Genomic DNA, 25937 nt, shown 5'->3' with positions numbered 1-25937 from the left:
GCTCAGGACTCCTCGGGACGCCGTCGGGACTTCCGAGAACGCCTAGCAGGACGCCTCAGGACTCCACCGGGAACACCCGGCGCACCACCCGCTCCGCCGCCCCGCCGTCGTCCCACGGGCAGAACCGCGCCCGGAAGCCCGCCCGCGCGGCCGGCTCCGGATCGCCCGCCAGCAGTGCCTTCGCCAGCCCGTCCGCGTCCACCGTGACAGCCCCCGGCGGCTGCGCGAACAGGTCGAAGTAGACGCCGCGCACCCGCTGGTACTCCTCCCAGTCCGGCGCGAAGATCACGACCGGCCGGTCCAGCACCGCGTAGTCGAACATCATCGACGAGTAGTCCGTCACCAGCGCGTCCGCCGCGAGGTAGAGGTCCTCCACGGTCGGATGGGCCGAGACGTCGACGATCGCGGCCGAACCCTCGTCCGCCGCCAGGTCGCCCGGGCCGCCGGTGTGGAAGTAGTGCGTGCGCACCAGCAGGGTGAAGTCCGGGCCCAGCCGCCGGGCCAGCTCCCGGACGTCCAGCAGCGGCACGTAGCCGCCCTGGTCGCCGCGGTGGGTCGGGGCGTACAGCACGGCCGTGGTGTCCGGCCGCAGCCCGAACCGCTCGCGCATGGCGCCCACCTCGTCCGGTGTGGCGTTGGCCAGCCGGTCGTTGCGGGGGTAGCCGGTGTCCAGCATCTCGTACCGGCCGGGGAAGGCGCGGGCGAAGTGCTCGCTGGTGTGCGGGTTGGAGGAGACCAGGAAGTCCCAGCGGTCGACGGCTTCCTGGAGCCGGGCGAAGTCCATCCCCTCGGCGGCCTCGGGACGTTCGCGCAGGTCCATGCCCATCGCCTTGAGCGGGGTGCCGTGTTGGGTCTGCACGTGCACGGTGCCCGCCCGCTTCGCCATCGTGCGCGGGAAGTTGACGTTGTTGACGAAGTACTTGGCGGTCGCCATCGCCTTGAGGTAGGCGGGGGTGTTGACGATCACGTACGGCACGCCGGGCGGCATGGCCGCGGCCTGCTTGCGGTTCTCCACCACCCACACGCCCTGGATCTGCGGTGCCAGTTCCCTGGCCTTCTCGTAGATCGCCGCCGGGCTGCACGCGTAACCCCGGTGCCAGTACGCCGCGTAGACCGCCAGGTGTTCGTCCAGTGGCAGTCGGCGGAAGGCGTTGTACGCGGTGAACCGGGCGCCGCTGCGCACGCCCTTCTTCACGGCCGGGGCCACCGCCCGTGCCCCGCGCCTGAGTTCGCCCGGCAGCCGCCCGGTCCGGCGCAGCTCCGCGTACGCGATCCGGGCGCCGCGCGCGGCCAGCCGGTACTGGACGCCGCGCACACCGCCGGGGTAGCGGTAGCCGGCCGGGCGGTGGCGGGCGAAGTGCCGGGCGATCTGGCGGAAGAAGTCCTTGCGCCGGTCGGCGGGGACGAGTCCGGGGGTGTCGTAGACGTTCAGCGCCTGTCGGACGGTCCGCTCGAAGACCAGGGTGCGCAGCGCGTCGGGGACGGGTCGGCCGGGGCGGTCCGGGCGGTCCAGGAAGGCGAAGATCGCGTCGTACTGGGCGAACACGTCGGCGTGCTTGGGGGAGGCGGTGGCGGTGATCGCGCCGTCCCGGCCGCGCCGGTAGAAGTAGCAGGGGCGGTCGAGGTAGCGCAGTCGCCCGGCGGCCAGCAGCGCGGGGTAGGTGACCGAGATGTCCTCGTAGTAGCCGCGGCCGAACGAGACGCCGAGGCCCTCCAGGAAGGCGCGGCGGAACACCTTGTTCCAGACCGACATCACGGTCTGGAACAGCGCCGGGTGCTCGGCCAGCGTGCAGCCCTCGACCAGCGGGGAGTCGGCCAGCACGTGGCGCCAGGGGTTCGGCTCGGTCTCGCCGTCCGGGTAGACGTGGGTGAAGCCGGTGAGCAGGACGTCGGCGGGCGTCCCGTGCCCGCGCTCCCGTTCCTGCTCCCGCTCCCGCTCCAGTTCGTCCAGGATGGCGCCCACCGTCCGCTCGGGCAGCCAGTCGTCGCTGTCCACGAACCAGACGTACTCGCCGCGCACCTGCGGCAGGGCGGCGGTGCGGGCGCCGCCCAGGCCCTGGTTCTCGGTGAGGTGCAGGACCCGCAGTCGGGGGTCGCGGGCCGCGTACGCGTCCAGGATCGCCCCGGAGCCGTCGGGGGAGAGGTCGTCGACCGCGATCACCTCGAAACGGGACTCCGTGGCGGGGGTGTCGCCGAGGATCGAGTCGAGGCAGCGCGGCAGGAACCGCTCCACGCCGTGGACCGGGAGCACGATGCTGAGGAGGAGGGGCACGCTGGCCGAGTCTACCGATCCACCGGGTGCGACCTGCGGGGACGTCCGGCCGGGGTGATCTGCCGAGGTGAGCGGTCAGGGTGACCGGCCGCCGTGGAGCCGTGGCCGCCCCCGGGCCCGGAACCGCCGGTGCCGGGCCCCGAGCGGGGCGGCACCGGCAGCCTGGTGGCGGCCCGGCCGACCCTCTACGGCCGACCGCCTTTCCGGGCACCTCGCGAGCCTGGCCACCGCAGCGTCGAGGCGGCCGGGCAGTGGCTCGCGGGAGCCGGAGTTCTTCATCACTCGAACACGCACCCGGGTGCGATGCGGGCGCGGACGCGTTCCCACCGATATTGCTTGGAGGAATCCCGGGAGTCAATCCCTCAAATGTGTTCACTTCATGAAGCCTGGAGGTGTCGACCGGTCGCTTTGTCGACGGCCGTGACTGTCCCCTATATCCACCGCCGTATCGACCGCCGTATCCGCCGCCGTATCCGCCGCCGCGTTCCTCACGGCCGCCGGACCGCCCGCGAGGCTCCGTGCGCCCGGCGTGCGCCGCGCGGCCGGGCGCCGGGCCCGCGCCCCTGGGCACTGCTGACGGATGGCCGGTCGTGCACCATCATTGATGCCTAGTCGTGATCGGCCTGGTGGCCCCTGGTGCATCGTCAGTTGACGCCGCACGATACGGTGGCACAACACCAAGGACGGTTGCGCGAAGGCCGTCCATCGCGGATAGTCTTCGCCTCACGGCCCTGGCGCCTCGTAGGGGTGGGAAAACTGATGGAACACATGCAAGTGCGGACTCGGCCCCGAGTGCCGGCGATCCAGTGCGGCGTCGGCACGACCGGCCGTCGGATCGAACGACACCTGGCCGTGCTCGGCGCGCCCGCACTCCCGGTGGTGGACACCGCCGAGGCGCTCGGGTTGATAAGGGAGCTGACGCCGCGCGGCGCGGACGCCCCGACGGCCAAGCGTCGTCACGCGCGGATCTCGCTGCTGACGCCACTGCGTCGGCTGCGGCGAAGCCTCTTCGGCGGGCGCGGCTAGCGCCCGTCGACCCGGGGGGTGCGGCTCCGCAGCCTGGGCCTCCCGGCCCACCCGGTGCGGATCGGGACCCGGACCCGGCGGACCACACGGACCGCCGGGTCTTCGGCGCGCCCGGCTCCGGGCCAACCCCGGCCGGGTCGATGTGGTCTAAACCTTTCACCCTAGTGCACCTCGCGGCCCCGGCAGGCGGAGTCGGCGAGGTGCTGCGCGAGGCCTCCCGGGGTGGGTCAGGATGGCGCCATGGCGGACAACATCCACTCCACCCACCAGGGCCTCTTCCCGACCACCACCTTCCAGACCACCACCTTCGAGATCACCACCGGCAGCCACGAGGTCGCGCTCGACATCACCGACCGCTGCGCCGCGTTCCTGACCGAGCGGGCCGCCGGCCGCGACGGCCTGCTCAACGTCTTCGTGCCGCACGCCACCGCCGGGATCGCCGTTCTGGAGACCGGTTCCGGCAGCGACGACGACTTCCTCGCCACCCTGCGCGAACTGCTCCCCGCCGACGACCGCTGGCGCCACCGGCACGGCAGCCCCGGCCACGGGCGGGATCACGTGGTGCCCGGCCTGGTCGCCCCGCACGCCACCCTGCCGGTCATCGGCGGCCAACTGGCGCTCGGCATCTGGCAGTCCGTGGTGCTGATCGACACCAACGGTGACAACCCGCGCCGGACCGTCCGGCTCTCCTTCCTCGGCTGACCCGACGCCCTACCCCGACGCCCTACCCGACGCCCTACCCCGACGCCCTACCCGACGCCTTACCCCGACGCCCTACTCGGCGGCGGGGCCGGCCGGGCCCGCACGGCCCGCCGGCCCTGCCGCGGCGGCGGCCACCGCGGTCAGGTAGCGCTCGATCGCCAGGTGCTGGCAGAGCAGCGCGACCGGCCGGCCCAGCCGCGCGTACCAGGCGGTCAGCCGGGAGAACGCCGACACCTCGAACCACACCTCGCCGTCGGCGTCCATGGACACCAGGAACGCCTCCTCGCCGCACTCCGGGTGCCCGGGGAGCGTGCCGTACGCGAAGCCGATCCGGTCCGGCTCCACGACCGTCCACACCACCCGGCACGGGATCACCAGCCGTGGCCACCGGCCACCCGGCGGGCTCAGCCGCAGCAGCACCGTCGCCCCCGTCTCGGCGGGCGCGTGCGGGTACACGGCGAAGCCGGTGCCGAGTTGGCTGTCCCAGCCGAGCACGTACCGCCCGGCCCGGGCCAGCACCTGCGGCCCGTGGCCCAGGTGCACCCGCCGCCGCAGGTGCGCGTAGCCGTCCGGCAGCCGGCCGCCGCGAGTGGCGCCGACCTCGGCGTACGAGGGTGCGGCGGCGCGGGCGGCGAGCAGGCGCCGCTGGAGGTCGGTGGCCATGCGGCCACCGTAGCCGGGCGTCGCAGACCCACCGCCGGTGGGTCACCCGGGGGGTGGGGCGGTCCCGTTCCGGGCTGTGCCCGCTCCTGGACGGCGTCGCCGCCGTGGCCGAGGGGCCGGGACCCGGGTCGGCGCTCGGGCCGCCCCGCCCCGTCCGGCCTTGCGGCGGGGGCCGGGGGCGGAGTAGGAAGGCGGCATGAGCGACAGCGCGAGGAACGGCGACAGCGCGAGGAACGAGGACGCGGCGGTCTGCGAGTTCGCCCCCGACGGTGCGGCGCAGGCGGCGCTGGTGCGCGATCCGGCGTCGACCGGACCGCGGGCCGACTGCGTCCTGTGCGGGGAGCCGACCGAACTGCCCGCCGACCACCCGGGCAGCACCCTCTGCCCGGTCTGCGCCTGGCAGCAGGCCCAGCGGGTGGCCTGTTCGGGCTGATGCGCATCAGTGCTTCCCAGGCGAGCCTTAGGCGTCCTCCCGCCCGGCCAGGGCCAGGGTCGAGCCGCGTCGGCCCTTGCGGACCAGGAGCTGGGCGGGGATGCGGGTGCGCAGATCGGCGACGTGGCTGACGATGCCGACCGCCCGGTCGCGTTCGCGCAGGCCGTCGAGGACGTCCATCACCTCCTCCAGGGACTGCTCGTCGAGCGTGCCGAAGCCCTCGTCGATGAACAGGGTGTCCAGCGGCATGCCGCCGGCCTCGTCGGTGACCACGTCGGCCAGGCCCAGGGCCAGGGCGAGGGAGGCGAAGAAGCTCTCGCCCCCGGAGAGCGTCGCGGTGTCCCGCTCGGTGCCCGTCCAGGCGTCGACCACCCGCAGGGCCAGGCCAGAGCGCTTGTTGCCGGTGCCCCGGTCGTCGCTGTGCACCAGGGTGTAGCGGCCGCCGGACATCCGGACCAGCCGGTCGCTGGCCGCCGCCGCGACCTGCTCCAGCCGCGCCGCCAGGACGTACGACTCCAGGCGCATCCGGAGCCGGTTCTCGGTGGAGGTGCCGGCGGCCAGTGCGGCGAGCCGGTTGAGCCGCCCGTACCGGGCCAGCGCCGGGGCCGACTCGGCGGCGAGGTCGGCTAGGTGCCGACCGATCGCGGCCAGCGCCGCGCACCGCTCGCCGGCCGCCGAACGGGCGGCGTGGGCCCGGCCCAGCCGGTCGGTGGCGGCGCCGAGCGCGGCCGCGGCGGCGGGCAGGTCGGCGGGTGGACGGGCCGCGGCCTCGGCCAGTTCGGGCAGCGCGAGTTCGTGCCGGACGGCGGCGGACTCCGCTCGGTGCCGCTCCAGCCGGGCCGCCAGCCGCTCGCGTTCCGCGCGGGGGAGCAGCACGGCGATGGCCTCCTCGGGGCCCGGGAAGCCCGCCGCGGCGGCGGCCTCGGCGAGCTCGCCCTCGGCGTCGCCGAGCCGGGCCAGCGTCTGCGCGCCGGCCCGGGAGGCCTCGGCCACGGCGGTGACCCGCTCGACCAGCCGTTCCAGCGCCGCCGCCCTCGCGGCGACGGAGGCCGCCTCGCCCCGGGCGGCGGCCACCCGCGCGGCGAGCTCGCGCTGTTCGTGCTGGAGCGCCTGGAGCCGGTCGGTGCGGACGGCGGCGCGTTCCCGGGCCTCGCGCAGTTCGGCGAGCCGGCGGTCCTGGTCGGCCGACAAGCGGGCGATCTCCTGCTCGACCCGGCCGAGTGCCTCCGCCGCGTGCAGCGCTTCGCGGTGTTCGCGGTCCAGCTCGGCGAGGGCCTGCGCGAGCGCGTCGGCGCCCTCCGGCCCGGCCGCGCCGGTGGCGGTCGCCTCGCGGACCCGCAGTGCGGTAAGGGCCTGGTCGGCCGTCGTCCAGGCCTGTTCGGCGGCGGCCTGGGCCCGGCGGGCACGCTCCTCGTCGTCGGCGCCGACCCGGCCGTCGGCGGTCTCGGCGGGCGCCGGGTGCTCGGGCGAGCCGCAGACCCGGCACGCCTCGCCCGCGCGCAACTGCTCGGCCAACTCGGCGGCCATGCCCGCCAGCCGTCGCTCGCGCAGGCCGAGGCCGTACTCGCGGGCGTCCAGTGCGGCGATGCGCAGGGCGGTGGCGCGGGGCTCGGCGGCGGCGATCTCGGCCCGCAGGCCGTCGCGCTCCCGGGCGGCGTCCAGGCGGGTGCTCAACTCGGCTCGTCGGCCGTCGAGTTGCTCGACCAGCGCGCCCGCCGACCGGGCCCTGGCCTGCTGCTCCTGGAGGCCGCCGAGCCGTTCGTCGTACTCGGCCAGCCAGTCCTCGGCCTCCTCGGCGAGCTCGTCGGCCCGCCGGCGCTCCCCGTCCAGGCCCCGCTGTTCGCGGGCGAGTTCGGCGCAGCGCCGCTCCTCCGCCCCGGCTGCCTCCAGCCGGACCAGCTCGGCCCGCAGATCCCGTTCGGCCTCGACCAGCTCGGCGGACCCGGCCTCGGCCAGCGCCGGGCCCCCGCCGACGGCGCCGCCCCCGCCGCCGCCGTCTCCGGCCAGCACCTCACGGTGCCGGAGCTCGGCCTCCCGCGCGCGCCGGTGCGCCTCGGCCGCGCCCTCGTGCAGCCGCAGCGCGGACTCCACCCCGACGGCCGCCTGCGCCGCCGCCAGCCGCCGGCCGTCCCGGGCCGCCTCGGGCTCGAACGCGGCCAGCCGGTCGGCCTGGAGCAGCGCCTGCCGGTGCCGGCGCTGCCGCCCGGCCAGTTCCTCGGCGGCCGCGCGCTCGCGCTGGGCGGCGTGCTGCGCCTCCTCGGCGCCCGCCAGCGCGGCCCCGGCGACGGTGAACTGCTCGGCCGCGCCGCTGCGCAGGATCGCCGCCCAGCCGAGCACCCCGGCGGTCAGGTCGGTGGCGTCCTCCTCGGCCGGCACCCAGCCCCCGGCGGGCTCCGCGCCGGGGCCGGCCGCCTGCTCGGCCTTGCTGGCGAGATCCCGCAGGCGGCGCCGGCCGGCCTGGACGGCGGCCTCCTGGACGCGCCGCTGCTCCGCGAGCCACCCCTCGACGTGCTGGAACCGCTCGGTGTCGAACAGGCGCCGCAGCAGCTTGCCGCGCTCCTCCGAGTCGCCCTTGAGGAAGCGGGCGAAGTCGCCCTGCGGCAGCAGCACCACCTGGCAGAACTGCTCCCGGTTCATGCCGATCAGCCGGTGGATCTCCTCCCCGGCCTCCTGGTGCGACTTGCTCACCGCCTGCCAGCCGGGCGTGCCGTCCCCCGCGTCGGCGGCCCACTCGCGCAGCAGGGTCTGCGGCCGCTCGACGGTGGTGCCGGTGCCGACCTTCTTCGGCCGCCGCTGCTCCGGCAGCCGGGTGATCTGCAGCCGCCGACCGCCGAGCGTCAGCTCCAGCCGGACTTCGGTCAGCCTGCGCGGGTCGGCGTGGTCGCTGCGCAGCCGGTTGGCCCGCCGGGTACCGGGGACGTCGCCGTAGAGGGCGAAGCAGACCGCGTCCAGCACGCTGCTCTTGCCCGCGCCGGTGGCGCCGCGCAGCAGGAACAGGCCGCCGGCGGCGAGCGCGTCGAAGTCGACGCTCTCACTGCCCGCGAACGGGCCGAACGCGCTGACGGTGAGCCGGTGCAGCCTCATCGGGGCAGGTCCGCCTTCCGGTCGGTGGTCTCCCGGACGCTCTCGAACCCGGCGCGCAGCCAGCCCAGCTCGTCCGGCTCCGGCTCGGCGCCCGGGCGCACGTGCCGCAGGAAGCCCTCGGCGATCTCCAGGTCGGCCCGGCCGCTGACCCGGGCCGCGTACGAGCGGGAGGGTTCGGCCTCGCTCTCCTCGGGGTCGAAGAGCAGTTGGAGGGTGTGCGGGAAGCGCCGGCGCAGCTTCTCCATCGGCTCGCTCGGGCGGGCCGCGTCGGTGAGCGTCGCCTGCACCCAGGCCTGCTCGTACGGCGCGTACTCGTCCTTGGTGAGCAGCGCGTCGAGGCTGTCGCGCAGGGTGGCGAGCGGGCGCGGGCGCGGGCAGTCGACGCGCTCGGCGGCGACCGAGCCGTCGGCCGCGAGATCGACCAGCCACATGGTCTTGCGCTGGTTCACCTCGGAGAAGGAGTAGGCGAGCGGCGAGCCGCTGTAGCGCAGGTGCGGCGCCAGGGTCTGGCAGCCGTGCAGGTGGCCGAGCGCGGCGTAGTGCACGCCGTCGAAGACGGAGGCGGGCACCGAGGCGACGCCGCCGACCGCGATGTCCCGCTCGCTGTCGCTCGCCGTGCCGCCGGTCACGAAGGCGTGCGCCAGCACCACCGCGCGGGTGCCGGCCGGGCGGGCCGCGAGATCGGCCCGGACCTGGTCCATCGCCGCGCCGAGCACCGCCGCGTGCCCGCCGCGCTCTAGCCCGAACCGCTCGCGCACCAGCGTCGGCTCCAGGTACGGCAGCCCGTAGACCGCCACCGGGCCGTGCTCGTCCGCCAGCAGCACCGGGGCGGCGCACTCGCCCGGGTCGGTGCGCAGGTGGATGCCGGCCCGGCCGATCAGCCCGGCGCCGACGCCGAGGCGGCGGGCCGAGTCGTGGTTGCCGCTGATGAACACCGTCGGCACGCCCAGCCCGGCCAGCCGGTGCAGCACGTCGTCGAACAGGGCGACCGCGTCCAGGCCCGGCAGCGCCCGGTCGTACACGTCCCCGGCGACCAGCACGGCGTCCACGCGCTCGGCCTGGACCACGTCCACCAGGTGGTCCAGGAAGGCGCGCTGGGCGTCGTGCAGGCTCTCCCGGTGGAAGGAGCGGCCCAGATGCCAGTCGGAGGTATGCAGCAGTCGCATGGTTCCCGACCTTAACGTCCGGCACTGACGATCCCGTCCGGATCAGGAGGCCCAGGCGTCCTGGGGGGCGGGTGTTCGATTACTCGGGGTGGATTGTCAGTGGCTCTGTGTATGTTCCTCGACGTCGGCGGCTCCGGGGTCGGAGCGGTCGGCGGTGTCCGGTGCTGGGCTAGTCGGTGGGAGGAACCATGCGGGCGTGGTCGTTGGGGCGTGCGGGCTCCGGGGTTTCGGAGCGTTGTTCGGATCGTTGTGGGGGCTCCCGGTGCTCCGGGTGCTCTGGGGTGTCCGGGGGTTCCCGGGGTGCCGGGGCCGTCGACGTCTTCGGGCGGTCGCGGGTCCGTCGGCGGGTGCTGCTGCGCGCCGGGCGGCGGGTCGGGCAGGACGGCGGGCCGGGTGGTCCCGGCGGGGCCCGGCCGACCGGTGGCGACCGGCCGCCGGGTGGGCGTGCGGGCGGCACCGGTGCGCGGGGGCGGCGCGGCGGGCGGGCCCGGGGTGCTCCTCCGCCGCAGCCGGTGGCGGTCGCGCTGGCGGCGGCTGCGGCCGACTTCGCCGGGCTCGCGCGGTACGGGCTGTTCGGCCGGCTCGCCCACCGGGAGTACCTGCGGCGGGTGGAGGAGCAGCTGAGAGCCCTGCACGGGCAGGGCCTGGAGGTGCACCTGCGGGTCCTGGAGGCGGGTGACTACGAGGACTACTGCACGGCGCTCGGCCTCGACCCCCGGACGCCCGCCGCCCGGGTCGCGTACGCGGGCGATCCGGAGCTGGCCGGGGAGCCCTTCGTCTACACGGGGGAGCGGCTGGCCGAACTGCTCCCGGTCCTGCTGGACGACCACCGGGCGCGGGTGCGGATGTCCGTCGCGGGCGCGGCCCTGCTGGAGGCGGTCGGCGACGCCCCGGACGGGCAGCGGCGGCTGGCGGCGGTGATGGGGTATGTGACGTCGGTCTACCTCGCGTTGGCCGAGGGCGCGGGTGAGGGCTGCCACCTGCTGACGCTGCGCTGCCACGGCCCGGAGGACGGCGAGCAGCTCAGCTCGGCGATGGAGGTCTGCGTCGAGGGGGGCGGCCTCTACCCCGCCGGGCGGGACACCGAGGCGTTCTGCGTCACGCTGGCGGCGGGCGTGGCCGCCGACGGGGCGGGGGCGTTGCTGCTGCACGGCGATCCGGGTGTCCCGGCACCCGGGGACTCGGGGTCGGACGGGCCGTGGGTGCGCGGGTGGGCGCTGGCCGGCGGGCGGTTGCGGCCGATGACCGTGCACGAGGTGTTCGACGAGCTGGCCGACGACGCCGCGCGCGGGTTGCCGTTCCCGCCCGGGGTGGTTCCGCGACCGGGCTTCCCGCTGCCGGGCTTCCCGCTGCCGGGCTTCCCGGTGAACGGCTTCCCGGTGAACGGCTACCCGGAGCCCGACGTGCCGGAGCCCGGTTTCCCGGCGCCGGGGGAGGGAGGTGGGCCGCTGGGGTGATCAGGGGGTTTCCACCCCTCGCATCCACCATGCGGCGCTGGGGACTGTTCATCGACCGCCTGTTCGGGGAAGATTCGGAGAAGATCAACAGCAGGAGCGCGCGGTGCCCCACGCCGCCGCTCCGGCCGCTCCGCTCCGTACCGTGCTCCGCAGGTCCGTCCCGCGCACCGCCGGTCCGGCGAGCCCGACACCGAGAGGGGGGCGCATGGGCCGGATCGAGTACAGCGCGGAGATCGCCGAGCTGCTCGGCAGGGTGCGCCGGCGTCCCACCGCGGGGTGGCCGTGGCGGCCGGGCGAGCAGGTGCCCGAGGGGCTGCCGGTGAAGCAGTCCTGGGGGTGGCTGTTCGCTCCGGACGGGCGGGTGCTGACCCTGGTCAACCCCCGGGACGGGATCTGCTCGCTGCCCGGTGGCTCGCTGGAGCCGGAGGACGCCGGCGACCCGGCCTCCGCGTTGGCCCGGGAGGCGGCCGAGGAGGCCCAGGCCGTGATCGGTCGGCCGTACTACCTCGGCTACCTCTACGACCGGGTCGGCTCGGCCAACGGCGGGCACGAGTGCGCGCGGGTCCGGATGGCGGCGGCGCTGCGGGTGGTCGGTCCGAGCGCGGCTGACCCGGCCTCCGGCCGGCACTACCGGAGGCTGCTGGTCGCGCCCGGACTCGCCGTCGAACTGCTCGGCTGGGGCGCGCCCGGGCTGCGCCAGGCCCGGGTGGCGGTCGCCACCGCCGCCCGCCGGCTCGGGGTGCCGGTCGCCGCGAACGAGGCGATCGAGGAGCTGCCGGTGGAGGGCTGCGTGGTCTTCCCCGGTGCGGTCTACCCGGACGCCGCGTGCTCGGACGCGGCGTGCTCGGACGCCGTATGCCCGGACGCCGTATGCCCGGACGCCGCGTGCCCGAGCGAGCCTCACCCGGGCCTCGCGTAGCCCGGGGAGGGGTGGCCGGGCGACGGTCATCGTCCACCTGATCCACGGTCAGGGCTTCGGGCCGGAGCCCGCATGTGCCGACGCCTGTGCGTGCGGAGCCGGGCCGGGTTGCGCCGCGCGCTGTCCTGCCGTGGCACGCCCTGCCCCGCCCCGCCCCGCACCGCGCGCGGGGCGGGGCCGGGCGGCGTCGCGCCGTAACGCGCCGTGCCACGGCTCGGCCCGGCGATGGCCGTGGCGTGACGGTGTCCTGGCCACGCCCTGACCACCGACTGACCACTTGCTGACTTTTTCGCCGACCACCGTCTACGCGCGATGACCGACGCCCGTCGGCGTACACCGGCGCTGACCAGCGCCAACTCACGCCCTGTGGTTGGTGGTTCACTTCTGCGTTGTCAGACGGTCCGTCAATGTCCTTGGCATGACCGCTTCCCGGTTCACCTACTGCCTGGTATCACTTCTGTGACCCATACCACACCAGGAGGTGCCATGCTCCGTCCAGCTCGCGCCCTGTCCGTTGCCGCGATAGCGGCTCTTCTCACTCTGACCACGCTCTTCACCGCGTCATCCGCGAACGCGGCCGGTGTCAGCTATGTCGCTCTCGGGGACTCCTACTCCGCCGGTGTCGGTGCCGGCAGCTACCTGAGCGACAGCGGTAACTGCAAGCGGAGCACCAACGCCTACCCGTACCTGTGGAAGAACGCGCACTCGCCGTCCTCCTTCTCGTTCGTCGCGTGTTCCGGCGCCAGAACCGGAGACGTCCTCAACAGCCAGATCTCCGCGCTGAGCTCCAGCACCACGCTGGTCAGCCTGTCGGTCGGCGGCAACGACGCCGGCTTCGCCGACACCATGAAGACCTGCGTGCTGGAGTCGGACAGCACCTGCCTCAGCGCCGTCAGCACGGCCCAGAACTACGCCCGCAACACCCTGCCCGCCCAACTGGACAAGGTGTACTCGACGATCCACGCCAAGGCGCCGAACGCCCACGTGGTGGTGCTGGGTTACCCGCACCTCTACAAGATCGGCGGCAGCTGCATCCTCGGCATCAGTGACACCAAGCGCGCCGCGATCAACGGCGCCGCCGACACGCTGGACGAGGTCATCGCCAAGCGGGTCGCCAACGCCGGCTTCAGCTTCGGCGACGTGCGCAGCATCTTCACCGAGCACGAGATCTGCGGCTCGCAGACCACCTGGCTGAACAGCGCCACCCTGCCGGTCGACGAGAGCTACCACCCGAAGGCCGCCGGCCAGTCCGGTGGCTACCTCCCGGTCTTCACCCAGTCGTAACGGCTTCGCGCCGGTAGGCCGCCGCACCAGCGGGCCCCGTCGCACCGGCAGGCTGTCGCGCCGGTACGTCGCTCCACCGGTACGTCGCTCCACCGGTACGTCGTTGCACCGGCTCGCCGCCAGACCGACACGCGGGCCGTCGGCCCCTCCCCCCGAGTGCGGGGGAGGGGCCGACGGCCTTCGCGCGTCTCAGTTCCCGGCCGGGCCGGATCGGACCGGCGGGAACGGGATCCCGGCGAGCGTCGGCAGCAGTTCCGCTTCCTCGTAGTCGAGGTGAGCCTCCAGTTCGGCCGACATCCGGTCCAACTCGGCCCGGAGCCGCTCCGGTTCGGTGACCTCGATCCCGGCCAGCAGTGCCACCAGCTCCTCCTTGATCCGCCCGATCACCAGGTGCTGTTCGCCCAGCCGTTCCAGCACCTCGGCCAGCTCCGGGTGGTTGCGCGCCAGCGCGGGGAAGATCGCGGCGTCCTCGCCGGTGTGGTGGTGCGTCAGCCCCTCGCAGAAGGCGAGGCAGTGCTGGCGCAGTTGGAGCCCGAGGCCGGCCGGGCGGCCCGCGACGTGCGAGTGCGCCTCCTCCCGGACGTGGCGCAGCTGCGCGCGCAGCCAGGTGTGCGCCTCCAGCAGTTTGTCGGCGAGGCTGCGCACCTCGCGGGTGGGTGTCTCGGGCTGTTCCAGGACGATCACCGGCAGTTCCCGTTCGGTGTTCGCCTGGTAGTCGCCGTACCCGGGCGCCTGCCGGACGACGGCCGCGAACAGCTGCTCCCGTCGGGCGCCTTCGGTGGGTACGGCGATCACGTCGAACGCCTCGGAGCCGAGTTCGACCCGGACCACCGGTCGGGCGAGCAGGTTGCGGTACCACTGCGGGTGGTCCGGCGCCCCGGCGGCGGAGGCGACGACCAGGAGCAGCCCCTCGGCCCGGACGTACCCGAGCGGCACGGTGTGCGGCTTGCCCGAGCCGGCCCCGGCGGTGGTGAGCAGCAGCAGGTCGCCGCCCTCGAACGGGCCGCCGACCCGCCCGCCGTTGGCGCGGAACTCCTCGATGACGTTCCGGTTGAACTGGTTGACATGGTTCGTGGACGTGGACATACGTGTGGGTGAAGTCTCCTGCAGGGTTTGGGAGTCACGGCCACACGCGGTGCACGGGCGCGCACGCGGACACCGCGGTGACCGCCTACGTCAGATCAGGGCAGCGGAGAAAGTGCTCATCGCGCATCGTCCCTCGGATACAGGTGCTCGCTCGGTCGCCGGCCGGCCCACTGCTCTGTGGCCGGCGCCACGCTGCACGCCCCCATTACAGTCATGCTGCGGAGGCCTGTCAACGGGCGAGATCGGCGACGAAGGGGAGTGGACGCCACCGTGGAGCGCATCGTCGACCTCGACCACGCCGTCGAGCCGGCGCCGCCGACTTCGACGAGCGCCTGGGCCGCTGGATGGCGGACGTCTTCGGCTGAGCCGGGCCGTCCGTGGACGGCTCCCTGCGGACGGCTTCCCGCGCACGGTTCCCCTGCGAACGGGCCCCCGCAGGCAGAAGGCGACGCGCCGCCGCTCCCCCTGGAGGCGGCGGCGCGTCGGCCCGCGGCGGCGTGTCAGCGCAGGTGGTCGACCAGGCCGGCCGGCTTGAGCCCGGCCGCGTCGGCGGCGGCGAGGGCGCGCTGGAGGTCGTCGGCGAGGGTGTCGGTCCAGTGCATCAGGACGACGTCGCCCGGCTGCAACAGGCCCGGGTGCCAGATGTTGGACGCGCCCCAGCTGAAGTCCGCGTCGGCGGTGAGCACCGTGCGGATGCCGCAGCCGGCGGCGGCCTGCAGGGTGTCGGCGTTCCAAGCGAAGTACGGCGGGCGGAAGACCGTCGGCGCGGTGCCGAACTGGCGGGTCAGGGCGTCGCGGGCGTCGCAGATCTCGATCTGCTGCTGTTCCAGCGGCAGTTTGCTGAGGTCGGAGTGGGAGACGCTGTGGTCCTGGATGGAGGAGCCGGGCACGGCCGTGACGCGCCGGAAGAAGTCGGGGTCGGTGCCGGCCGGCATCGGCAGCGGGAAGGCGGTGATCGGCAGCCGGTGGTCGGCGATGAACTTCTCCGCCTCGGGGGTGCGCTGCCAGCCGTCGTCGACGGTGAAGAAGACGACCTTGTCGTTGGTGGGCACGGATCCGGCGGCCACGGCCGGGGCGGGCGCGGGGCCGTCCACCCGGACGTCGTCGACCGAGAACGGGCCTTGCTGGTACCAGCCGTGGACGTAGAGCCGGACGCTGTGCGCGTTCGGGCCGGTGGTGAACCGGGTGGTGAGCTGCTGCCAGCCGCCACCGGTGGTCTCGGTCCAGGCCGGGGCGACGTCCCTGCCGGTGCCGGTGGCGCCCAGGTAGACGAAGTCGCCGCGGACCCAGGCCGAGGCGGTGTAGGTGGTGTTGGGCTGGACGGCCACGGTCTGCGCGCACTCGCCGGTGGAGTCGGCGTTGGCCGGTGTGACGGTGAGCGCGGAGGTGCCGGAGTGCGCGGCGGTGGCGGTGACGGCCGCCTCGGCCGGGCCGCCGGTGCAACTCCAGCCGGGGACGGCGCCCCAGTCGGAGAGGTCGGGGGCGGGCAGCTCGAAGCCGGGGTTGGTGGCCAGGTTGACGGTTGGGCCGCTCGGGCCGCTCGGGGCGCCGGCCGGGGCGGGCCCGGGGTCGGCGGAGGCCGCCGGGGCGGCGAAGGCGGTGAGCAGCGCGACGGAGGCGGCCAGCGCGGACAGGCGCGTGGACATCGACACGAGAGGACTCCTGCGTGTGGGGGACACGCCCGTGGGGAGGGCGTGGCGGAATCGGAACCCTGGAACCGGGCCCGTGGGTCGGGCCCTTGGAGCCGGGCCCCTGGCCCCTGGCCCCTGGCCCCGGGCCCCGGGTTCGTGGGACCGGGTTCGTGGGACCGGGTTCGTGGACCGGGGACCGCGGAACCTGGGTGCTCCCGGAGGGGCGGGAGCGGATGGTGCGCCGCACTCGGACCGAGGAGAAACAATGGACTGGACCAATCGGCCCGTCAAGGGAACGGCCGGTGAACCGAATTCCACCGCACCTGCCACAAAAGGGACAAGACGATCCGTCAGGGACCGTACAGCTCCGCGATGTCCGCGGCGTAGTACTCGGCGATCGCCGCCCGGCGCAGCTTCAGGGAGGGGGTCAGCAGCCCCTGGTCCTGGCTGAACTCCCGGGCCAGCAGCCGGAACGCGCGGATCGACTCGGCCCGCGACACCGCCGTGTTCGCCGCCGCCACCGCGCGCTGGACCTCGGTGTGCAACTGCTCGTCCGCGAGCACCGCCCACGGGTCCAGCTGCTCCAGCCCGTGCGTCTTCAACCAGTGCGCCAGCGCCGCCGGGTCGAGCGTGATCAGCGCGGCCACGTACGGACGGTCGTCGCCCACCACCAGGCACTGGGAGACCAGCGGATGCGCGGCCACCCGCTCCTCCAGCGCCGCCGGGGCCAGGTTCTTGCCGCTGTTGGTGACGATCAGGTCCTTCTTGCGGCCGGTGATGGTCAGGTAGCCGTCCTCGTCCAGCCGGCCCAGGTCGCCCGTCCCGAACCAGCCGTCGATCAGCGACTCCGCCGTGCACTGCGGGTGGTTGAGGTAGCCGCCGAAGACCGAGCCGCCGCGCACCCAGACCTCGCCGTCGTCGGCGAGGGCCACCGACGAGCCCGGCAGCGGGTGCCCGACCGTGCCCAGCTTCTGCCGTCCGACCGGGTTGGCGGTGATCGCGGCGGAGGTCTCGGTCAGCCCGTAGCCCTCGTACAGGTGCAGGCCGGCTCCGGTGAAGAAGAGGCCGAGTTCACGGCGCAGCGAGGAGCCGCCGCACATCACGCTGCGCACCCGGCCGCCGAGTGCGGCCCGCAGCCGCTGGTAGACGGTCCGTTCGTAGGCGAGGTGGCGCAGCCGCAGCTTGGGGCCGGGCCCGGGCCCGCGGCCGAACGCCTTCTGCTCCCTGGCGGCGGCCCAGTCGACGGCCACCTGCCGGGCCTGTTCGAAGAGTTCGCCTCGCCCGGCGTCCTCGGCGGCCCGTCGGGCCTGCTGGAAGATCTTCTCGAAGACGTACGGGACGACGTGCAGGAAGGTCGGCCGGAAGGACTCCATCGCGGGCAGCAGGGCGTCGGTGGAGACCTCCGGGACGTGCCCGATCCGGAAGCCGCCGCGGATCGCCGCGACCTGCACGGCCCGCCCGTAGACGTGCGCCAGCGGCAGGAACAGCAGGGTGGACGGCTGTCCGGCGCCGGTGTCGTGGAAGGCCTCCCGCCAGCCGCCGAGCAGCGCGTCGGCCTCGGCGGCCAGGTTGGCGTGGGTGATCAGGCAGCCCTTGGGGCGGCCGGTGGTGCCCGAGGTGTAGACGACGGTGGCGACGTTCCCGGCCGCGACGCCGAGCCGCTGGCGGTGCACCAGCGAGTCGGGCACGTCGCGGCCGTCCTCGGTGATCGCGGCGACGCAGTCGCGGTCCAGTTGCCAGATGCCGGTGAGGTCGGGCAGCGCGTCGCAGACCGCGCCGACCGTCATCGCGGCGTCCTCGTCCTCGACCAGGCAGGCCACCGCCTGGGTCTCGGCGAGGATCCAGCGCACCTGTTCGGCGGCCGCCGTCGGGTAGACCGGGACGGTGATCGCGCCGATCGACCAGAGCGCGTAGTCGAACAGCGTCCACTCGTAGCGGGTGCGGGACATCAGGGCGACCCGGTCGCCGTAGCGCACGCCCCGCGTGAGCAGGCCCTTGGCGAGGGCGAGCACCTCGTCGCGGAACTCCCGCGCGGTGACGCCCCGCCACTCGTCCAACGGGCCGCTGGAGCCGCTGGAGCTGCTGGAACCGCCGGAGCTGCTGGAACCGCTGGAACTGCCGGCCCCGCTGGAACTGCTGGAACAGGCAGAGCTGGCGGGGCGGGCCGGGCCGACGCGGCGGGCCAGTTGCACCAGGTCCGGTGAGCGTTCGGCGGTGTCGTACAGCGAGTCGGCGAGTCCTCCGGTGGCCTCGGGCCCGGCCACGGCGGGGGTGGTGAACTCGCGCACATTCCCCCCGTCAGCGTCTCGCGGCCGCACTGCCCGCGCCCGCGCCGGTGCCGGTACCGGTGCCGGTACCGGTGTCGGCGCCGGAGGCCGTGGCGGCGGTGCCGGGCCGCGCAGGTGGAGCGAAACTATCGGATCGGCCTGTCACTGCCCAGGGTTGTGACCGTGGCGCGACGAGATCGGCACCAGTCCCTGCGGAAGGTGTCGCCGCCGGGGAGGAACGGCGTGCGTTCGGTGACCGGGCAAACCGGGCGCCGGTGGACGATCCGGACGCGAGCCCGCGGTGACCGGGATCCGATCCTGACGTGTGCGGGGCAAGCCGGAGAAGTGGACCGGTTCGACCCTCGAACGAGTGGTCAGGGCGTAGTAGGCTCTCGCAGACCTGCGGCCGGGGGCCTCCCGGCCAGGCCCGATCCGATGACGCACCATCCACGCCGACCAGCCCCGAAGCCGACCCCCGAAGCCCTTCCGCAGCCCCTCCCGCAGCCCCTTTCCGGCCGAGCCCCGCGGCTCCTCCGAACCGCTCCCCGTCCGCGCCTGGCACTTCCCGACCGAGGACTCCATGCGTCTGCGCAGCAGCTCGATCCGCGCGAAGATCATCGCGCTGCTCCTGGTGCCCATCGTCGCGCTCACCGCGCTGTGGGTGTACGCGACCTTCGCCACCACCGGAGACGTCTGGGGCCAGTTGGAGATCAGCCGTACGTACAAGGAGTTCGGGACCCCGGTCGACGAGTACGCCACTGACCTGCAGGACGAGCGCCGCGCGGCCGTCCAGCGCCTGGCCGTCCCGAACTCGCAGGTCGCCACGGACGCCTACGAACACGCCAAGGCCGCCACCGACCGCAGCCTCGACGTCCTGCGGCAGAAGAAGGACCACGCGGGCGGCAAGCTCTCCAACTCCCAGCGCGGCCGCTTCCTGCAGATCATCGCCGCCGCCGACCAGATCGGACCGCTGCGCGCGCAGGTCGGCCGCTCCGCGCTCAACTGGGAGTTCGCGCTGGGGCAGTACAGCGACCTGGTCAAGCCGGTGTTCAGTTTCCGGTCCGCCTACGTCGCCCGGCAGACCGGCCAACTCCCGCGCCAGGGGACCATCCTGATCGAGCTGGTGCGTGCTCGCGAGTACCTCGCGCAGGAGGACGCCGCGATGGAGGGCCTGCGCAGCGGCGCCGCCAAGCCCACCGCCGAGCAGTACCAGGTCGCCCTGGACGCCCTGCACAACCAGCAGGCCCTGTTCACCGTCTACATCGCCGAACTCGAACCCGCCGACCAGGCTGACTACGTCGCCCTGCGCGGCGGCGAGGCCTGGGCCGCGCTGGCCCGCGCCGAAGCGGACTTCGTCGGCGCCGGCGGCCCCGAGCGGGTCGCCCAGGCGATCAACGGCGACTCCTGGCGGGAGACCGCGGACCGGGCGCTCGGCGACCTCACCTCGATCAACACCCGGATCGCCAACGGGATCGGCGAGCGCGAACGGTCCGCCGCGATCGGGCTGCTCTGGCGCGGCGGCATCGCCGGCGCGATCGGCCTGGTCGCGGTCGTCCTGTCGGTGCTGATCTCCTTCCGGATCGGGCGCGGCCTCGCCCGCGAACTGATCGGACTGCGCAACGCGGCCAACGAACTGGCCGGCACCCGGCTGCCCTCCGTCATGCTGCGGCTGCGCCGCGGCGAGGCGGTGGACGTCGCGGCCGAGGCACCCGAACTGCGGTTCGGGGCGGCCGAGATAGGCCAGGTCGGGCAGGCCTTCAACGCCGTCCAGCGGGCCGCCGTCGAGGCCGCCGTCGAACAGGCCGAACTGCGGCGCGGCGTCTCGGCGGTGTTCGTCAACCTGGCCCGGCGCAGCCAGGTGCTGCTGCACCGCCAGCTCACCCTGCTCGACACCATGGAGCGCCGCACCGAGGACCCGACCGAGCTGGCGGACCTCTTCAAGGTCGACCACCTCACCACGCGCATGCGCCGGCACGCCGAAGGCCTGATCATCCTCGCCGGCGGCTCGCCCGGGCGCGCCTGGCGCAAGCCGGTCCGGATGGTGGACGTGGTCCGTGCGGCGGTCGGCGAGGTCGAGGACTACGCCCGGGTGATCGTCCGACCGTTCCCCGGCACCGGCCTGCTCGGCAGCGCCGTCGCGGACGTCACCCACCTGATCGCCGAACTCGTCGAGAACGCCGCGGTGTTCTCTCCGCCGACCACCCAAGTCACCGTCCAGGGTGAGGTGGTGGCGCACGGCTTCGCGCTGGAGATCGACGACCGCGGGCTCGGGCTGAGCGAGCAGCTGCTCGCCGAGACCAACGAACGCCTCGCTGTGGAGCAGGAGTTCGACCTCGCCGACACCGACCGGCTGGGCCTGTTCGTGGTCAGCCGGCTGGCCCGGCGGCACGGCATTCGGGTCCACCTGCGCCCGTCCCCGTACGGCGGGACGACGGCGGTCGTGCTGATCCCGCGCGAACTGCTCGCCGAGGCGCCGGACGGCCTGCCCGAGCCGCCGTCCACCGGACAGCGCTCCGCCCCGGCCCGGCGCGGGCAGCGCGACCTGGTCGCCGTGCCCGCTGCCGGCTCCGCTGCTGGCTCCGCGGCCGGTTCTCCCGTCGGCTCTGCCGTCGGTTCCGGTGCCGGGTCCGTTGCGGGTGCTGTTGTCGGGTCTGTCGTTGGGGAGGGCGGGCGGCACCGGGGCAGCGGCGGTCCCCGGCCGTCCACGCCCGAGCCGGCCCGGACACCCGGCGGGCTGCCGCGACGGGCCTCGCGGACCAAGGGCGGGCCGGTGCTGGTGCCCGCTCCGCCACGGGACGGCGAGGACGGCAAGGACGGCAAGGACGGCGCAGGCGCGGGGCGCCACCGCCGGGGCGAGCAGGCCGCGACCGCTCCCGTGGACGGGCCCGCGAGCCCGCCGGTGGTGGCAAGCCCGCGAACCGAGGGCGGGCTGCCCCGGCGGGTCCGGCAGGCGAACCTCGCGCCACAGCTCAAGGAGCAGTTGAAGGAGCGCCTCCGGGACCGGGCCGACAACGGGCCCGAGGACCAGGCCGCCCTCGCCGCCCGACAGGCTCAGGAGGCCAGGGACGCGGAGCGGGCGCGCGAGCGCTCGCCCGAGGAGGCGCGGGCCACGTTCGCCTCGTTCCAACGCGGCTTCACCCGTGGGCGCGGCACCACCACGTCGGCGTCGGCCCCGGCGAGTGCCCGGCCCGCCGCCGTACCCGCCTGGCGGCCGCCGGACCCGTCCCGGCGGGCGATCAGTCCGGCACCCGCCCCGGCGGCGCTGTCCGCGCCGTCGGACGGTGCCCGGGCGCCGCTCGCCCGCCGGGTGCCGCCCGGCCCGCCCGTCCGGCTGAACCCGGCGCCCGCACCCACGGCACGAACCGCGCCACCTGCACCATCAGGAACACCTGCACCATCAGGAACGTCTGCACCACTGGCAGCACCTGCACCACCAGGAAAATCTGTATCACCGGCAACACCTGCACCACCCGCTCCATCGGAAGGAACTGATTCATGACCACTTCGACGCAGCCGTCCGGGGACCTCAACTGGCTCCTGGACGACCTGGTGGGGCGCGTCGCGGCCCTGCGGCACGCGGTGATCCTCTCCAGCGACGGCCTGGCCACCGGCGCCTCCCGCGACCTCGACCGCGAGGACGCCGAGCACCTGGCGGCCGTCGCGGCCGGGTTCCACAGCCTGGCCAAGGGCGCCGGCGGGCACTTCAAGGTCGGTGGGGTCCGCCAGACCATGGTGGAACTGGACGAGGCGTTCCTGTTCATCACGGCGGCCGGCGACGGCAGCTGCCTGGCCGTGCTGAGCGAGGCCGAGGCGGACATCGGCCAGATCGCCTACGAGATGGCGCTGCTGGTCAAGCGGGTCGGCGAGCACCTGGCCGCCGAGCCGCGCACCGAAGCCGCGCCGCCGGGGAGATGAGCGGTCCGATGGCGGATCCGAAGGCTGAGGCGGCGGGTCGGCCCGAGCCGGACGGCTCGGACGGCCCGGACGGCCCGGACGCGTCGGCCGGGGCGGCCTGGGCGGTGGCGGAGCAGCTGGGCCAGGACGGGGACGAGGCCGACCTGTTCCACCCGCCCGCCCCCGTCGACGACCGCTGGTTCGACGACGAGGCCGGCCCGGTCGTGCGGCTCTACTCGATGACCCGGGGCCGGACCCGGCCGGTCGAGGACGGCCTGTTCGACCTGATCTCGCTGATCACCGCCGTCGAGCCCGGGCCGAACGCGGGGGCCGTGCCCGCGCACGTCCTCGACCCGGAGCACCAGACCCTCCTGGCCTGGTGCCGCCGCGAGCCGCTGTCCGTCGCCGAACTCGGCTCCTACACCGACCTACCGGTCAGCGTCGTCCGGGTGCTGCTCGGCGACCTCTACGACGCCGAGCTGATCAGCGTCACCCGACCCGTTCCGCTCGCCGAGCTGCCGGACGAGCGCCTGCTGCGAGACGTGATCAATGGACTCCGTGCGCTCTGACCACGACGGCCGCGCCGCCGCCGGCGGTACCTCTGGTGGCGGCACCCCCGGTGGCCGCGGTGGCCCCGGCGGCCCGGGCACCCCAGCCGGCCGCGGCTCCGGCAGCCGCAGCTCCGACGGCCGCGCCAACGACCCGCGCTGGCGCGGCGGTCCGGCCGTCGCGGTGAAGATCCTCGTCGCGGGCGGCTTCGGCGCGGGAAAGACCACGCTGGTCGGTTCGGTGAGCGAGATCCGGCCGCTGCGCACCGAGGAGGAGCTCAGCGAACTGGGCCGCCCGGTGGACGACACCTCGGGCGTGGAGGCGAAGCGCACCACCACCGTGGCGATGGACTTCGGCCGGATCGACCTGCGGCCCGGACTCGCGCTGTACCTGTTCGGCACGCCCGGGCAGGACCGGTTCTGGTTCGTCTGGGACGAGTTGGCCCGCGGCGCGCTCGGCGCACTGGTGCTCGCGGACACCCGGCGGCTGGCCGACTGCTTCCCCTCGGTCGACTTCTTCGAGCAGCGCGGCATCCCGTTCGTGGTCGCGGTGAACTGCTTCGACGGCACCGAGCGGTTCGCCCCGGACGAGGTCCGCGACGCGCTCGACCTCGACCCGGACATCCCCGTGCTGCTGTGTGACGCGCGCCTGCGGGAGGACGGGAAGGACCTCCTGGTCGCGCTCGTCGAGCACGCCGCCGCCCGTCGCCACCGCGCGCCGGCCCGGGCCTGACGCCGCCGCACCCGGGCCCGATGGCATCGCACCCCGGGTCTGACACAGCCATGACCCGGTCTGGCACCACCGCGCCCGGGCCTGACGCCGCCACGACCCGGCCTGGCACCATCGCGCTCCGGTCCGGCGCTGCACCCGCACAGAGGCTCCACAGAGCCTCCGACCCGACCGACGTCTCATTCGGTTGTCCGGATCCCGGACGTTCGGCGCGCTGAAGGTTGCCTAGACCGGCCCGGCGTGGAAGGCTCTGGGCACGAAAGCCGCCCGGCCATGCCGTCGGGAGGGCCGGAAACGTTCCGTTCACGAAGGCGCGCATCGACGACGACGCGCCGTCGCACAGAGCAAGGGGGAGGGCAGCAGGATGACCGTCGGCCAGCGACGCGCCACGACCGATCCCGCCCCCGTCACGCCGGTACTCACCGTCCGCCGCTACATCGACCAGGCGCTGATCTGCAGCGCCTGTTGTCGGTGACCGGCCGGCCCCTTCCCGGTACGTCCCCGACGCCCCCGGCCTACCCGGCCGCCGTCTGACGCACCGCCAATCCCGTCGACCAGGCCGTAGCGGACCCGCCCCATCCGGCGTGCCCGTGACCGCCGATCCGGCCCCGCCTCGCGGAGAGACCACCAGTGAACATCGCCTGCACCAGCCCTGCCTCCGGCATCGCCGGCCGTTCCCGCACGACCGGGGCGGCTTCCGCGATGTGCGCCGGTGGACCGGCCGGGCGGTGGAACGGGCGCGCGAACCGCGCCGGGGACAGCCACCAGGGTCGCCTCGACCTTGAGCCGTTCTGGCCGTCCCGGCAGCCGCACCTGTTCGATCAGACGTGTCCGGGCTCGCCCAGCGCGTCCCGGCCCTCCGCCGGCTGATCCCGGATCAGCCCGGTAGTACGCCCGGTCGACGCGCAGACGACTCCACCCCGTCCGTCACGCGCGAAATGAGCGGCACACCATGTCTTCTTCGTCCACGGCCACCCTGCCCCTGCCCACCGCGACCCCGCACCTGCGCGCGGTCCGCTCCGTCCCCGGCGTCGCCCCGGCCGGCTCCGGCGCCGTCGGCGCGCCGGGCTCCTCCGCCTCGCCGCTCCCGCACGGCTCGTCGGCCGCCGAGCGATGGCCCGGGGGGCCGGTCCGGTCCTCCCATGGGGCCCCGCCCCGCCCGGCGGGCGCGGGCGTCGCGCCCCAGCCGGGTACGGTCCTCCCGTCGGCCCCGGCGGCTCTGCTCGCCGCTCTGCCCGAGGGCGCGACCGTCGTCGCCGCCCTGCCGCAGGGTGCGCTGGCGCAGGGTCTACTCGCCCAGTACGGTGCGCAGTTCGGCGGCGCCGCAGGGAACCCGATGGTCGGGTACCTGGTGCTCGTGCCGGCCGACAGCCCGGTGGCGGTGGCCTCGGCGGCGGTGCCCGCCGGCGTGTCCGTCGGCGGGCCCTCCGGTGCGCACGTCGGTGCGACCGCAGGCGTTCCGGTGGGTGTGTCGGTGGGCGTGTCGGTGGGCGTGCCCGCACAGGCCGGTGTTCGTCCGGCCCGACCGGCCGGGCGCGGGATCGCCGTCGACACCGAGCGGCGCAACGCCTACGTCGACGGGCGACTCCTCGACCTCACGTACCTGGAGTTCGAGCTGCTCGCCCATCTCACCGAGCACCCGCAGCGGGTGCACACCCGGGACCACCTGGTCTCGGCGGTCTGGGGTTACGGCCACGTCGGCGACGGCCGCACGGTCGACGTGCACGTCGCCCGGCTGCGCCGCAAGCTCGGACCGGCCTACCGCGACACGATCGTGACGGTCCGTCGGGTCGGCTACAAGTACACCCCGGCCAGCTGATCGGCCACTGAACGCCCGGTCGCGGCGGGTGGCCCGTACCATCGTGGAACGGGCCACCCGCTGCGGCATTGTGACGTGTCGTCAGGCGCGCTGCTCGGGAGGCAGCAGCAGGACGGCAAGCGCGTCGGCACAGCTTCGGGCGTGGCCCAGGAACCAGTCCAGGCGGTCGTCGGTCAGGTGCGCCGGGGTCGAGCGGACGGCCAGCGCGAACCGGGCCTGCCCGGCGCCGTCCAGGACGGGCACGGCCACCGTCCGCACCCCGGCGGCCGACTCGCCGTCGTTGAGCGCGTACCCGGCGGTCCGGACCTTCGCCAACTCCTCGTCGAGCCTGGCCGGTTCGGTGATCGTACGGTCGGTGAACGACGGCAGCGGGCCGAGCGCCGCCACCGCCGGCTCGCCCGGGCGCGGCCAGGCCAGCAGCACCTTGCCGAGCGCCGTGGAGTGCAGCGGCCGGCGCAGCCCGAGGCCGGTGTCCGGTCGGACGGAGGCCCCCACCAGGATCACCGCGTGCGGACCGCTGCGGATCGCGAGGTCCGCGGTCGCGCCGGTGCGCCGGGACAGCCGGTCCAACTCGGGCGCGGCCAGGTGCAGTCCGCGCTGGTGGAAGGTGAGTTGGCCGAGTTCCGCGACCGCCGGTCCGAGCCGGTAGCGCGCGGTCTGCTCGTCCTGCTCCAGGAAGCCGGCGCTGACCAGCGTCCGGGCCAGCCGGTGCGCGGTGGAGACCGAGAGGTCCATCCGGCGGGCCAGGTCGGAGGCGCTCAGGTCGGGGCCGTTGTCGTGGAAGCAGTGCAGCAGCCCCAGCGCACGCTGGACGGCCTGCGCACCGGCCGGCGGGCTCTGGACGGCGGTGGCGGCCTCGGCCATGGCACCTCGCGTTTCGGTTCGGGAATCCGGCTGGATCACCGGGGGAGTCTCAGCGTAGGGCAGCGAGTGCTGCCGGATTGTGTCGACGACGT

At 74.7% G+C, this 25937-nt stretch carries 19 protein-coding genes; 11 read left to right on the top strand and 8 right to left on the bottom strand.

What is annotated here, in order from left to right:
• Window positions 1-55: 55 nt before the first annotated feature.
• Window positions 56-2272 (bottom strand): CDP-glycerol glycerophosphotransferase family protein, encoded by a 2217-nt coding sequence (locus tag ACIPLC_RS14685; protein WP_400473329.1) that lies wholly within the window; start codon window positions 2270-2272, stop codon window positions 56-58.
• A 759-nt stretch (window positions 2273-3031) separates the two neighbouring features.
• Between ACIPLC_RS14685 and ACIPLC_RS14680 the strand changes: the two genes are divergently transcribed.
• Window positions 3032-3298: a hypothetical protein gene (locus ACIPLC_RS14680; protein ID WP_400473328.1), complete on the top strand. Its 267-nt coding sequence runs from the start codon at window positions 3032-3034 to the stop codon at window positions 3296-3298.
• Window positions 3299-3538: 240 nt separating this feature from the next.
• The gene (locus ACIPLC_RS14675; protein ID WP_400473327.1) at window positions 3539-4000 is read left to right on the top strand and encodes a YjbQ family protein; all 462 of its coding nucleotides are present in this window, start codon (window positions 3539-3541) and stop codon (window positions 3998-4000) included.
• Between the two features lie 72 nt (window positions 4001-4072).
• Here the strand turns inward: ACIPLC_RS14675 and ACIPLC_RS14670 are convergent, their stop codons facing one another.
• Window positions 4073-4663 (bottom strand): DUF1990 family protein, encoded by a 591-nt coding sequence (locus ACIPLC_RS14670; protein WP_400473326.1) that lies wholly within the window; start codon window positions 4661-4663, stop codon window positions 4073-4075.
• Between the two features lie 196 nt (window positions 4664-4859).
• Here ACIPLC_RS14670 and ACIPLC_RS14665 point away from each other — a divergent pair, with 196 nt between their 5' ends.
• Window positions 4860-5096 carry a hypothetical protein gene (locus ACIPLC_RS14665; protein WP_400473325.1) on the top strand — a complete coding sequence of 79 codons (237 nt, stop codon included), beginning with the start codon at window positions 4860-4862 and terminating at the stop codon, window positions 5094-5096.
• Window positions 5097-5123: 27 nt separating this feature from the next.
• On the opposite strand, the gene ACIPLC_RS14660 is transcribed toward ACIPLC_RS14665, so the two are convergent.
• Both ACIPLC_RS14660 and ACIPLC_RS14655 read right to left on the bottom strand, forming a co-directional pair.
• Window positions 5124-8180, bottom strand: a complete 3057-nt coding sequence (locus tag ACIPLC_RS14660) for an AAA family ATPase (RefSeq protein ID WP_400473324.1) — start codon at window positions 8178-8180, stop codon at window positions 5124-5126.
• On the bottom strand, window positions 8177-9346 hold the full coding sequence (locus ACIPLC_RS14655) for an exonuclease SbcCD subunit D (RefSeq protein ID WP_400473323.1): 1170 nt from the start codon (window positions 9344-9346) through the stop codon (window positions 8177-8179). Before ACIPLC_RS14655 ends, ACIPLC_RS14660 begins: the two co-directional genes overlap by 4 nt.
• Window positions 9347-9858: 512 nt before the next feature.
• Here ACIPLC_RS14655 and ACIPLC_RS14650 point away from each other — a divergent pair.
• From ACIPLC_RS14650 to ACIPLC_RS14640, 3 genes are all read left to right on the top strand, one after another.
• Complete coding sequence (locus ACIPLC_RS14650; protein WP_400473322.1) at window positions 9859-10803, top strand: hypothetical protein; 945 nt, start codon at window positions 9859-9861, stop codon at window positions 10801-10803.
• Window positions 10804-11008: 205 nt separating this feature from the next.
• Window positions 11009-11722 (top strand): hypothetical protein, encoded by a 714-nt coding sequence (locus ACIPLC_RS14645; protein ID WP_400473321.1) that lies wholly within the window; start codon window positions 11009-11011, stop codon window positions 11720-11722.
• 486 nt (window positions 11723-12208) lie between these two features.
• Window positions 12209-13006 carry an SGNH/GDSL hydrolase family protein gene (locus ACIPLC_RS14640; RefSeq protein ID WP_400473320.1) on the top strand — a complete coding sequence of 266 codons (798 nt, stop codon included), beginning with the start codon at window positions 12209-12211 and terminating at the stop codon, window positions 13004-13006.
• Window positions 13007-13195: 189 nt separating this feature from the next.
• On the opposite strand, the gene ACIPLC_RS14635 is transcribed toward ACIPLC_RS14640, so the two are convergent.
• From ACIPLC_RS14635 to ACIPLC_RS14625, 3 genes are all read right to left on the bottom strand, one after another.
• A complete protein-coding gene (locus ACIPLC_RS14635; RefSeq protein WP_400473319.1) occupies window positions 13196-14092 on the bottom strand; it encodes a nitroreductase/quinone reductase family protein in 897 nt (298 codons plus the stop codon).
• Window positions 14093-14592: 500 nt separating this feature from the next.
• Window positions 14593-15738: a polysaccharide deacetylase family protein gene (locus ACIPLC_RS14630; protein WP_400473387.1), complete on the bottom strand. Its 1146-nt coding sequence runs from the start codon at window positions 15736-15738 to the stop codon at window positions 14593-14595.
• A gap of 335 nt (window positions 15739-16073) precedes the next feature.
• On the bottom strand, window positions 16074-18011 hold the full coding sequence (locus ACIPLC_RS14625) for an AMP-dependent synthetase/ligase (protein WP_400473318.1): 1938 nt from the start codon (window positions 18009-18011) through the stop codon (window positions 16074-16076).
• Between the two features lie 559 nt (window positions 18012-18570).
• Here ACIPLC_RS14625 and ACIPLC_RS14620 point away from each other — a divergent pair.
• The 5 genes from ACIPLC_RS14620 (at window position 18571) to ACIPLC_RS14600 (ending at window position 24981) form a co-directional block, all read left to right on the top strand.
• Window positions 18571-21489: a nitrate- and nitrite sensing domain-containing protein gene (locus tag ACIPLC_RS14620; RefSeq protein WP_400473317.1), complete on the top strand. Its 2919-nt coding sequence runs from the start codon at window positions 18571-18573 to the stop codon at window positions 21487-21489.
• Window positions 21486-21905: a roadblock/LC7 domain-containing protein gene (locus ACIPLC_RS14615; protein ID WP_063349983.1), complete on the top strand. Its 420-nt coding sequence runs from the start codon at window positions 21486-21488 to the stop codon at window positions 21903-21905. Before ACIPLC_RS14620 ends, ACIPLC_RS14615 begins: the two co-directional genes overlap by 4 nt.
• An 8-nt stretch (window positions 21906-21913) precedes the next feature.
• Window positions 21914-22453, top strand: a complete 540-nt coding sequence (locus tag ACIPLC_RS14610; protein ID WP_400473316.1) for a DUF742 domain-containing protein — start codon at window positions 21914-21916, stop codon at window positions 22451-22453.
• A 163-nt stretch (window positions 22454-22616) separates the two neighbouring features.
• Complete coding sequence (locus ACIPLC_RS14605; protein ID WP_400473386.1) at window positions 22617-23165, top strand: GTP-binding protein; 549 nt, start codon at window positions 22617-22619, stop codon at window positions 23163-23165.
• Between the two features lie 1216 nt (window positions 23166-24381).
• A complete protein-coding gene (locus ACIPLC_RS14600) occupies window positions 24382-24981 on the top strand; it encodes a winged helix-turn-helix domain-containing protein (protein ID WP_400473385.1) in 600 nt (199 codons plus the stop codon).
• An 81-nt stretch (window positions 24982-25062) separates the two neighbouring features.
• Here ACIPLC_RS14600 and ACIPLC_RS14595 read toward each other — a convergent pair whose 3' ends face one another.
• On the bottom strand, window positions 25063-25845 hold the full coding sequence (locus ACIPLC_RS14595; RefSeq protein ID WP_400473315.1) for an IclR family transcriptional regulator: 783 nt from the start codon (window positions 25843-25845) through the stop codon (window positions 25063-25065).
• Window positions 25846-25937: the final 92 nt, after the last annotated feature.

It is taken from the genome of Kitasatospora sp. NPDC086801 (assembly GCF_044745805.1).
GTDB lineage: Bacteria > Actinomycetota > Actinomycetes > Streptomycetales > Streptomycetaceae > Kitasatospora.
Note: the sequence above shows the minus strand (reverse complement) of the source record. Positions and strands in the feature narration are given on the sequence as shown.